5 protein-coding genes are annotated in these 11,332 nt (G+C 40.2%); 3 read left to right on the top strand and 2 right to left on the bottom strand.

What is annotated here, in order from left to right; translation table 11 throughout:
* Positions 1-100 precede the first annotated feature (100 nt).
* The 3 genes from AAHN97_RS21715 to AAHN97_RS21705 are packed head-to-tail and all read left to right on the top strand — an operon-like array spanning position 101 to position 8,502.
* The gene (locus AAHN97_RS21715; protein WP_343304192.1) at positions 101-3,604 is read left to right on the top strand and encodes a hypothetical protein; all 3,504 of its coding nucleotides are present in this window, start codon (positions 101-103) and stop codon (positions 3,602-3,604) included.
* 5 nt (positions 3,605-3,609) lie between these two features.
* Positions 3,610-8,028 carry a DUF6443 domain-containing protein gene (locus tag AAHN97_RS21710; protein WP_343304191.1) on the top strand — a complete coding sequence of 1,473 codons (4,419 nt, stop codon included), beginning with the start codon at positions 3,610-3,612 and terminating at the stop codon, positions 8,026-8,028.
* 6 nt (positions 8,029-8,034) lie between these two features.
* Positions 8,035-8,502 (top strand): hypothetical protein, encoded by a 468-nt coding sequence (locus tag AAHN97_RS21705; RefSeq protein ID WP_343304190.1) that lies wholly within the window; start codon positions 8,035-8,037, stop codon positions 8,500-8,502.
* A 56-nt stretch (positions 8,503-8,558) separates the two neighbouring features.
* On the opposite strand, the gene AAHN97_RS21700 is transcribed toward AAHN97_RS21705, so the two are convergent.
* Both AAHN97_RS21700 and AAHN97_RS21695 read right to left on the bottom strand, forming a co-directional pair.
* Entirely contained in the window at positions 8,559-8,693 is a 135-nt protein-coding gene (locus tag AAHN97_RS21700; RefSeq protein WP_343304189.1) for a hypothetical protein, read from the bottom strand.
* Between the two features lie 633 nt (positions 8,694-9,326).
* Entirely contained in the window at positions 9,327-11,132 is a 1,806-nt protein-coding gene (locus tag AAHN97_RS21695; protein ID WP_343304188.1) for a M20/M25/M40 family metallo-hydrolase, read from the bottom strand.
* Positions 11,133-11,332 lie beyond the last annotated feature (200 nt).

Here is an 11,332-nt window from a genome sequence, read left to right as displayed (position 1 = left end):
TGCGGGCTTTTTATTTTATCCTGATTTAACGTACACTATCTTATTAAAAATGATATATTTAACGTCAATTAATAACCCGGTAACCCGTTAATTAATACCTATGATCATGCGTTTTGCCGTTTCTTTGAAGCGATTGTTTTTATCCATGCTGAGCCTGATGGCATTTAATACAGGAATAGCCCAGCAAACCAACACGATTATTCCGCCATCTCCCGATGCCGCAGCTTTAGGTGTATATGGTAGTATTCCAGTCAGCACTTATACAGGGATTCCCAATATCAGTATCCCACTCTATAACCTCGCGTTTAGAGATGTTCAAATACCCATTGCATTGAATTACCATGGAGGTGGTGTAACTGTTGAACAGGATGCTAGTTGGGTAGGTCTTGGCTGGTCTCTCAATATTGGAGGGGTTATTACCCGAACCGTGAAAGGCGGCGATGATATGCAATTCGCCAATGATGGGTTTTCAAATTTAGGAGCTGGCACCATGGGTGGGTATACAGGATATCCTTATGATAATCAGAATGAGACACAAAGTAACTTTTTGGATAGGATCTGCCGACAGGATATTGATGCGGAACCGGATGTGTTTTACTTCAATTTTATGGGTAAGAGTGGAAGTTTTGTGTTGGAAAGCGGTCAGAATAGTGCACTCAATTTTGTTGTAGGCACCCCTTTAAAAGCAGAAAAAATAGATATCAGATATGATAAAGCAAATCGTAGGTGGCAGATAAAAACAGCAGATGGGTTTACTTTTTATTTTGGAACAATAGAAGCTACTGAAACCCTTCATGGGAATGGAGAGTATGGAGCTGGTCCGGAAGAGGTGGAGTTCAGCAACACAAGCTTTGGTTTTTTTTCGTGGGATGATATAGTGGTTTCTTCCTGGTATCTGGATAAGATGGTTACACCACTGGGGGAAGAAGTTACTTATATATATGATACAGTCGATGAAATGGTAAATGGTACACCCAGCGGAAAAAAATTTTCCCAGTACCAATCTGCACGGATGTCTTTAATGGATGTAAAACGGACGTCAGTTGTTCCTGGTTCAGAGATTCAATGTTTTAGCCCATCTCTTCGAAACGCGGCCTTAAAGATCTTTACCAATCATATTTATCTGAAAGAAGTCAGGCATTCATTGGGTAAGATCGTCCTTAATAAATCATTAAGGGAAGACATGATGCTTGCAACAACAAATTCATCTGCCACTCAATATCTATGGCGTACCGCAACCTATTTGACCTGGAGCTTATATGGGCCACAGAAACTGGATAATATAGTGGTATTGGATAATGCAGGTATAACGGTGAAAAAAATTGAACTGGAGTATAATTATTTTAATGCAGGAGCAACAGGAGAGAGCAGGTATAATTTTAAACGATTGAAACTTGAAAAAGTAAGGGAATGCGGTGGCTCCACAGCGTGTAATCCATATTATCAACTATTTTACAACGAAACGTATCCCCTGCCTTCCAAATATTCTAATGCGCAGGATTTTTGGGGATATTACAATGGAGCATATTATAATCCTTCCCGTATCCCATTTGGTACGGCTTACGATCATACCGGAAGTGGTGCTAAGTATTATTCATTAGGTGATGCAAACCGGCAACCTGATGGTATTTATATGACGGCAGGTACTTTAAATAAGATCGTTTACCCTACAGGTGGATCCAGTGAATTTGAATTTGAACCAAATGATTATGATGAGCTGGGAGTCGATGCATTTGCCTTAACGGATTTTGTGAATAATGGTCCTATTGGCCTTGCTTCAATAGTAACTGCTGAGTATGATCCAAATGCATACCAAACTGTGAGCTTTTCCATAACAGGTTTGTATAATCAGGAAGTGACCATTGATGGGACCATGACTTACTATCCATCTGCTACAACATCAGATCCCTGTAATGTTGTTGATCCAGGCACCATCTATGTAGGAAATGAACTTTGGTATAGTTTACAGAATACGTCAACATCTACTTTTGTTATAACACATGGTATGTCTGATTTCCTCACCTTCTTTACAAATAACCACAATAATAATTGTCCCAATAACCCGGGTAATATAGATCCTATATTCAGGAACCAGCAGAAGTTTATGCTGCCTCCTGGAGATTACGAACTTAAAGTTTATAGAAGGCAAAAATTTAATTTAGAAGTGAACGCTGTGAAATATGGTATGCCTTCCAGACAAATCCCGATAAATGGTAATGGAATTGCTGCAAAAACGGGAGGAGGACTAAGGATTAAGAAAATAATTTCAAAAGATAACCTGACCAGTATTCAGCAAGTGAAAGAGTACGATTACACCGTTATGCAAAATGGCCAGAAATCTTCTACTGGCCGGCTACTACTATATCCTGGTTACCATGTTCCATTTTATTGCCAGAATACACTTGAATTTCCATTGGTTGCTTATATGGGGCGTTCCTGGAGTAATTCGCCATTGGGAGCATCGGGTTCTGGAAATATTGTAGGATATGATCAGGTAACAGAATATAGTACTGGAAATGGAAAGACTGAATATCACTATGTTAATCAGGAGGAAGAACAATTGGCAGGGCAAAAGTTGATAGAAGGATTTCCTACTGTAAAAAGAACTAATAATGGTCTGGCAACAGATGTGAAACATTATAATGAAACAGGGAGTTTGGTAAAAACAGAAAACTATGACTATGCTCATCAACTGGTAAAAGATATCAAGGGTATAGCGACCAAACAGTTGACACCACAGGATGAAAGAAATAATTCGCCGATCGTTACCTGTTATGATAGAAACATAGTTCACCAGTCTTACACTGTTATCTCAGACAGATGGGTGACAGCTCAAAAAACGGAACGACTTTATGCGCAAGGATCAACAGACTATGTTCAAACGGTTATTGATTATGATCATGATTCGCAAACACACCTGCAGCTTAAATCAGAACAGACCACTTCCAGTAATGGAGACCTGATTAAAACAGTTTACTCGTATCCTCCTGATGCATCCTGGGTACCCACAGCTATGTGGCAGGATAAATACATATATGGTAAGGTTGTCAAAAAGGAAACATTCAGGAATTTAGATCTTATTAATGCTTACAAAGCCTATTACAGTGCCCAGGCGAATACCTTTTTGTTAGATAAAGAAGAAACTAGTATTGGTGTGGGCCCGCTTGAAGAAATAAATGTTTATACTTATTCTTCAAAAGGCAATATCCTGGAAGTGACCAGCAGAGATGGTGTTAAACAGGTATATCTATGGGGATACAATAATAGCTACCCGATCGCACAAATAAAGCATGCTACGTTGCCTCAGGTATTAGCTGCTTTAGGTAGCATTGGTGAAACAACTTTAAACGCTTTTGCAGCTGAAACCAGTCCTTCCGGTGATTATCTTAGCAGAATAAGTAACCTCAGGGCTAATCTGCCGGATGCTAAAGTAAATACATTTACCTATAAGCCCTTAATTGGCACTGCTTCTCAGGCAGACGAAAATTGCAGGAATATTTATTATGAGTATGACAGCTTTGGCCGCCTTAAGTTAATACGTGATCAGGATAGTAACATTTTGAAGCAGTTTGATTATCAATATCAAAGCCCCTTAACCCAATAATACCTATGAAGATGCAATATTCATTGTTCATAAAACGCAGTGGTTTAATCCTGCTTTATTTTGCGGTGATTAGTATAGATTTGATGGCGCAAAAACCGGGAGGAGCTTCCCGCCCCTCCAAGGTGCCGGATGCTGCCCCAGGGACATATTTGAATAGTACAGTCAACTATATTCGCAGCTGGGAACCGAGTATGCGTACAACGGATCCTTTGGCAGTAACTAACAGTAGTAATACAAACAAAGAAGTAAAGCAAACAACAAAATATGTGGATGGTTTAGGCCGTCCGTTACAAATTGTCTCCAAAGGCACCGGAGGCATGGGGGACAACTATAATGCCTCCACGGGCTACGATATCATTACTCCCATAGTTTATGATGTTTATGGTCGCGAGGTGTATAAATATCTTCCTTATGTATCAAGTGCACAGAATGGTAAATTTAGGACGAACCCTTTTGCGGAACAATACAACATGCTACAAAACCAATATGCAGAGGAGAATGAAAATATATTTTATAGTAAAATAAATTATGAGGCCTCGCCTTTGGAGCGGGTAAGCAAAGCAATGCCACAAGGGAATGGCTGGGCTGGAAGTAATAAAGGGGTCAGTAAAGAATATCTGAGGAATGAAATGGCGGACGGAGTACGTATCTGGGCTATCGGTTCTACCGCAGGAAGTTTTCCTGCCTCGTCTGGATATTATGCTGCCGGGGAATTGACCAAAAATGTCAGTGCAAATGAGTCCGGCAATAAAGTAATTGAATACACAGATAAAGAGGGGCATGTGATCTTAAAGAAAGTACAGATCGCAGATATTCCTGGTGCAGATCATACCGGCTGGTTATGTACATATTATGTGTATGATGGGCTCGGTAACCTTCGTTTTGTATTGCCGCCGAAAGCTGTTGAAAGATTTCCAGGTAATGGGTGGAGCTTAGCCGATACCTCTTTCCGGAATGAACTTTGCTTCAGTTATGAATATGATCACCGCCGTAGGATGATCTATAAAAGAGTACCTGGCGCGCAACCTGTAGAAATGGTATATGATGTGAGAGATCGGTTGGTTTTCATGCAAGACGGTAATATGCGTCCTATACCTGGACTTCCTGGCAAATGGCTTACGACCTTTTATGATGAACAGAATCGTCCGACTATGACAGCTTTCTATACAACAAATCTTCTTCGTAGTCAATTAGAAAGCGGACTATCAGGAGCCACCACTTCTCAGACAATCACGCACAACATTCCAATCACCTCTAACCTGGTAGTGGCAACCCATGATGGCAGACTTATTTACAAAGCCCGTACAAGTATTGAGTTTTTAGCAGGCTTTGATAGCGGAACAGGAGAAACCGAAACAGAGATTAATGAGGAGGAGATTTTGACCACTGAAACCATATATGCCAATAATCCCTTGCCGTCACTTGATGCTAACATGTTGGAACCACTCACGTATAATTATTACGATAAATATACTTATCCTGGTAAAAAGGACCCTTATACTGATGACTTTGTTAAACCGCAAAAAGGAAATAATCCGTATGAAGAACCAGTTTCCGTCAGTCAATTAACAAAAGGATTGTTGACTGGTACAAAGATGCGGCTATTGGGAACAGATGAATGGTTAACTAATTCTACTTACTATGATAAGAAGGGGCGTGTAATACAGGTTCTGGCAGATAATGCCATAGGTGGTGTGGATATTACCACCAATCTGTATGATTTCAATAATAAATTGCTGAGCAGCTATCAGCGCCATCGTAATCCCCGTAGTGAACAAACGCCCGAAACACGCGTACTAGCAATGATCTTGTATGATCATGCAGGAAGGGTGCTTAAGATTACCAAACAACTGAATGATGATATTAATCTTCAACGGGATATTGCCACTAATCAGTACAATGCATTGGGACAGCTTAAAAAGAAATTATTGGAGAAGGCTACAAGGAACCCTTCAGATCCATTGGAAATCCTGAACTATGACTATAATGTAAGAGGATGGCTGAGAGCAATCAATAAAGAATATCTCAGTAGTGCAGCCACTCATTACTTCGGACAGGAATTGAGTTATGATAATGGGTTTCTCAACCAGGAGCTTAGTGGTAATATTGCAGGGATTAAATGGAAAGGGTTCAATGATCCCGTTGCGAGAGCTTACAGCTTCCGTTACGACCCGGCAGATCGTTTATTGAGAGCGGACTTTACGCAGGCTGCAGGGAATAATTGGGACCAGAGTGCGAATGTTATTTATGACTTTAAAATGGGGGACGGTATTACTCCTGCACAAGCTTACGATGCGAATGGAAATATCAAGCGGATGCAGCAGTGGGGATTAAAATCAGGAGGCAGTGTGCAGATTGACGATCTCACCTATACACTGGAAAAATCAGGAACCGCATATACCAATAAGTTATACAAAATTAACGATGCTCTTAATGACCCGGCTTCTACCCTAGGAGATTTTAAAGATCAGCATCCTGATTACTCCATAGACTATGATTATGATCTAAATGGTAATCTGACTATCGACCATAATAAAAATATTTCTGCTATTCACTATAATCACCTGAATCTTCCAATAAAGATAATTATCACAGGCAAAGGTAGGATTGAATATATATATGATGCAGATGGAAATAAGCGAAAGAAGATTGTTACGGATCAAGCCGTCAGCCCTGAAAAGATCACGACCACTGATTATGTTAACGGTTATGTCTATGAGAACAATCAACTTCAATACGTTAGTCATGAAGAAGGAAGGGTCAGGGCCATTTACAAAACCGGTCAGCCGGTGGCATTTGTATATGATTACTTTTTGAAAGACCATCTGGGTAACATACGCACTGTGTTAACGGATGAAACTTTGCAACATACTTATGCGGCTACCCTGGAAACAGCAAAAACTGCTGTAGAGAATGCTCTATTTAATAATATAGATAATACCCGTAAACCTAAACCTTCCGGGTATCCTTCAGACCCCACTACGGATCCTAATGATTTCGTTTCAAAACTGGATGGTGTTAACCAGAAAACTGGTCCCTCACTGGCATTAAGGGTAATGGCTGGAGATAAGATCCAGATTGGGGCTAAGGCGTTCTATCAATCCACTGGAACGCATACCTCTGGTACTCCTGTTAACAGTATGATAAACGCCTTGGTAAGTGCCTTTATAGGTGACGCGTTGCCTGGAGGATCGAAAGGTGTTTCTGTTGATGCTGCTTCCCCGTTTTCAAACAACTTTACCCCGGCAGATTATCAGCGATTAAGAGAACAGGATCCATCTCAAAACCAATCTAATAAGCCACGCGCGTACTTAAATTTTGTGCTTTTTGATGATCAGTTTAAATTAGTGGACGAAAATAGTGGAGCAAGGCAGGTACAAGGAAGTCCGGATCAGTTGCAAACACTTGCTACCAGTGAGATGACAATGACAAAAGCGGGTTATTTGTATGTGTATACAAATAATGAATCGCTTGAAAATGTGTATTTTGACAATGTGGTAGTGCTTCATACGCCCGGTCCGGTACTGGAGGAAACACATTATTATCCGTTTGGGCTCACCATGAGTGGGATCAGTTCCAAAGCAGTTGGTCCCCTGGAAAATCGTTATAAGTATAACGGTATAGAGTTAAACAGTGATCTTGAGTTATACTCTTATGAAGCCCAGTTTAGGAATCTTGATCCCCAGATTGGTAGATGGTGGCAGGTAGATCCGAAGATAGAAAGTATGGAAATGTGGAGTCCTTATGCATCTAATTACAATAACCCAATTAGGTATAATGATCCTCTAGGAGATGTTCCAGGTGACTATTATAATGAAAAGGGTGAACATATAGGTAATGATGGGAAGGATGACAAGAAAGTATACGTTATAAGAACCGCGAAGACGACCACAGATCTATACGGCAAAGAAAATTATGCGGAGAAAGGTAAATCTCTACCTATTACAAGTGAAGCTGCGGAGAAAACAGAGAATGAAATCAAGGCTGGGAATTTTCAGGGAGATCACATGAAGAATGTCGTGCAAATACAATCAGAGAGCAACATGGAGAAGATGGTAAATATAGTGTCTAAAGATGATGGGACAGGAGGCGAAAAACCTGCTAATAATAGAGAATATGGCGGGACACTAAATAATAATGTTGTGAAGGAAGTTTCACCAGGTAAAGTTGCGGACCCTACGAAAACAGGTCAAGTTGCATCGATTACTGGTGCCGATGGTTTTCATAGTCATCCGAGTGGGTATAAGAAATTTAAAATAAATGGTGCGGGCTATACAGCCTCATATGTTCAACCTCCTTCTTTGCAGGACATGAAAACAACAAAAGGTGTTAGTTATGTATTTGGTATGAAAGGAGGTCTTATTTATGTGCATACCAAACAAGGCGTTATTGCAACTATACCTATTAATACATTTAAAAAATAACTTATTATGTTAGTATGTATATTGAGTGCAGTGTTGATGGCATTGACGCAGAGCCCACAGTTTAAGTTACAAGATACCTCAAAGCTTTATTCTTTAGCTTTAAATGAACACTTATCTAGGATAGAGCGTGGTATTAAAGGAGGTACAGAGAGAAGGAAGTTTATAAGCGGGCCTATTTATATTGCGTGTGATGATAGTTCTGCGATATTTAATTTTAGCGGGAAGTATAAAGTTATTTATTGGGATGATAGTCTTAAAGGGGCTCTTCCCAAAAACGAATTGCAACACTTGGTGAAAATAGAGTCTAAAAGTATTAGGGGGAAATTTATAATTGTGCCCGTAATGGATTATATTTTTGAGAATAAAGGTGGCCAACTTGATTTTACCTATGGTGGTGGGCGTCTTTATTTTTATACGATAAAACAGCCAGAAGGTAAAATTACATTAGAGAAAAGTGAAGTAGTATCTTATTGACGAAGTATGTTCTCATAAAACAGCAAAGCCCCCGCGACTGCGGGGCTTTGCTGTTATTACTGGTTATGCACTTTTTTTACTTTAAAGTCCCTGAGTGCCATATCGAGGAGGTTGAGAATAAACTTTCTATTCTCCTCCGGTAGTTGGGATATATCTTCCAGGCGCTTAAGCGCCTGTTTATCCAGTTCCATTTAGTTTTACCGATGAGGTAATCGATAGATACTTCGAGGGCATCGGCTATTTTAGATACGACCTTAATAAAAAATCTATATGATATCGAAGAACACATTTTTGATACTGATACTTATTCTTATTTCATTGTTCCTCTTTTCAATAAGTTATCATAAATATAATTTACGTAGAAATACAATTCGTAAGGAGAATTTAATTTCAGTTACAATAACTCAAGTTGATTGTAATAAATCAAAGAGAAGAAGTTCGTTAGTCTTCATGCATCATGAAGAGGTTCATCATGTGAATTTGACTTATAGTCAACGTGTGAAATACAAGATAGGAGATCAAATCGAATTGTATTATAATCAGAATGATGATTGGTATGCAATGGAAGGTACAGGGAAGGAGGGGGATGATTTTTGGGGGATGATAGGTTCCGCTTTCATGTTCATTGTTGTACTATTATATTGGTTGCGAAATCTGTACTTGAAACAGTGAGCTCCCGGCCGAGCCGCCGGGGTACAAATTCTAGTTCTGGATAAGTATTAAGGGGTACTTTGCTGTACGCAGGAGTACCGGAAGGGTTGAAGAAAGTGAAAGAGAGTTATACAGGGAAATTTTTATAAAAATAAGGCTCGCAATTGCGGGCCTTATTTTACAATTAACTCATTTAGCCCCGTATGGCCCTTGCCGTCTTTCAACAATTTTTCAACGGGTGTTAAAGGATCTGCTGTCCAGCTCCCATCAACAATGTATTTGTATAAATATCTTCCAGGTGGAAGATCCAGTTTACAAGTCCATCCGCCTGCAACTTTAGCCAGAGGGGTACCGAACATATTCCAGTTATTAAAGTCGCTGGCCATGGAAACAGCCCTGGCGTTATCAAATCCTTTCAGGAAAAAAGTAGTGTTCCCTTTCATACTGGGCAGGATGCTGATGAAATCCCTCCGTGGCAGCAGATCTTCCCGCATGGCTACTTTGTAGATCAGGTAAGCTACGATCACCGCATTTTCTTTTAATGCAGTTTGATCAACATATTCCATTACATCCATCGATGTATGGTGAACGGCAGAGATGTAATTTAAAGGGTCCTGGATGAATTGAAATGCCGGGATATTCAACGCATCAAATAATTCGTGATCTGTTTGATTCGCATTTTGCAGTGTAACTGTTGAAGAAAAAGGAGAAAGGTATTCTTCGAATATGGCCTTGACCTTGCTATTCCCTTGTGCATAAATACCACGGATCTTTCCTGTGCCATTATCGAGGTTAAAATAAGCAGATATGGTTGAAAAATCTTTTTGCGGTTGCCCATTATCAAGGTCACCAACATGCTGTGCAATATAAGATCTTGAACCTGCAAAGATTTGCTCTTCACCACCCCATAAACAGATCTTTATACTTCGCTTTGGCTTTATGCCTGCCGCTTTCAAAAGCCTGATGGCTTCCATCATTACGGCGCAGCCGGCGGCATTGTCTACCGCCCCTGTTCCACCATGCCATGAATCCATGTGCGCACCAATGATCACCTGTTGTTGTGATTGACCATTTAATACGCCTATTACATTTACATTGAACGCCGGATCATAGTTGAAGGTAGTGTTAAGATGAAGTCTGATAACAGGTTGGATACCTGTTTTTATTAATCTCGCCAACCTGCCAAAATGCTCATTGGCCATAACAAAGGATGCGATAGGTTGTATGTCGCTTTGTTTTGTATAAGAGGGAATATGGTGATTACCATCTGCATGCAGGATGCCGTAGGGATAATCGCTTGGCTCTACCAGAGCGGCTACTCCCTCAGACGCACAGAATTGAAAGAATGCTGCCAGTGTTGTTCTTCTTAATTCCTGGCTCCGAATAGCCTGACTGGTGGAGCGCCTGCTATGATAACCAATGAGCAGATCATTTGGATCCGGATTATCCGCAGCTTGTTGTAATAATTCCTCCGATATCTTTGTTGTACGGATTTCCTGTGATGATCTTACAGGGATGAAATCCTGCCCCAGTAAAAGTATCTTACCCCTGAGTTTCCCCCGGAAGTATTGTAAGCTGTCTATATTTTCCACATACATTACACCCGCTTCAATTGTTCCCGGTGTACTTTTAGTATAAGCCAGCGGATAAGCAATAATGTGCATGTAGCCGGGGGAGATCATTTCCATATTGAACGATTGAACATTCCAGCCCCGGTACTGCTGATCGAAAGACTCAAAGTAGGCAGTATCTGCTCCGGATAGTTTTATTTGTTCTTTGGCCCATTTGGCAGCATGGTAATAATTTGAGGTACCCAGAAGCCTAGGCCCGTAAACATCGGAAAGTTGTGTTAAAATAGCCGGTATCGATGAGTGTTTGCCTGCCGTATTGATCTTCTCTAAAACTATGCTGTCAGGATGTTGTTGCCCCATGGCCATTGCCGGAAGAAGCAGAAGTAAGAAAAAGGGTTTTGCAGACATAAGATGTTGGAATTAGGGACCAGTTTAAATTAATCGATTTAATCGACACTACAAATTTTCAACATAACTTACCTTTATGGAACGATACAAGGAAAATGAAGCAATAAAAGAGCCTAGTAATGAGCCAGTTGGATAATAATGATAAAGTTGAATAGAATAAGAAAAACAGCATGCTTTATAGCCATATTAGCCCTGTCTGG

It is taken from the genome of Chitinophaga niabensis (genome assembly GCF_039545795.1).
Classification (GTDB): Bacteria; Bacteroidota; Bacteroidia; order Chitinophagales; family Chitinophagaceae; genus Chitinophaga; species Chitinophaga niabensis_B.
Note: the sequence above shows the minus strand (reverse complement) of the source record. Positions and strands in the feature narration are given on the sequence as shown.

Bases quoted from the DNA above. Each gene is read 5' to 3' on its own strand.
- AAHN97_RS21710 (WP_343304191.1), top strand. From the start codon at position 3,610: ATGAAGATGCAATATTCATTGTTCATAAAACGCAGTGGTTTAATCCTG.
- AAHN97_RS21700 (WP_343304189.1), bottom strand. From the start codon at position 8,693: ATGGAACTGGATAAACAGGCGCTTAAGCGCCTGGAAGATATATCCCAA.
- AAHN97_RS21695 (WP_343304188.1), bottom strand. From the start codon at position 11,132: ATGTCTGCAAAACCCTTTTTCTTACTTCTGCTTCTTCCGGCAATGGCC.
- AAHN97_RS21705 (WP_343304190.1), top strand. From the start codon at position 8,035: ATGTTAGTATGTATATTGAGTGCAGTGTTGATGGCATTGACGCAGAGC.
- AAHN97_RS21715 (WP_343304192.1), top strand. From the start codon at position 101: ATGATCATGCGTTTTGCCGTTTCTTTGAAGCGATTGTTTTTATCCATG.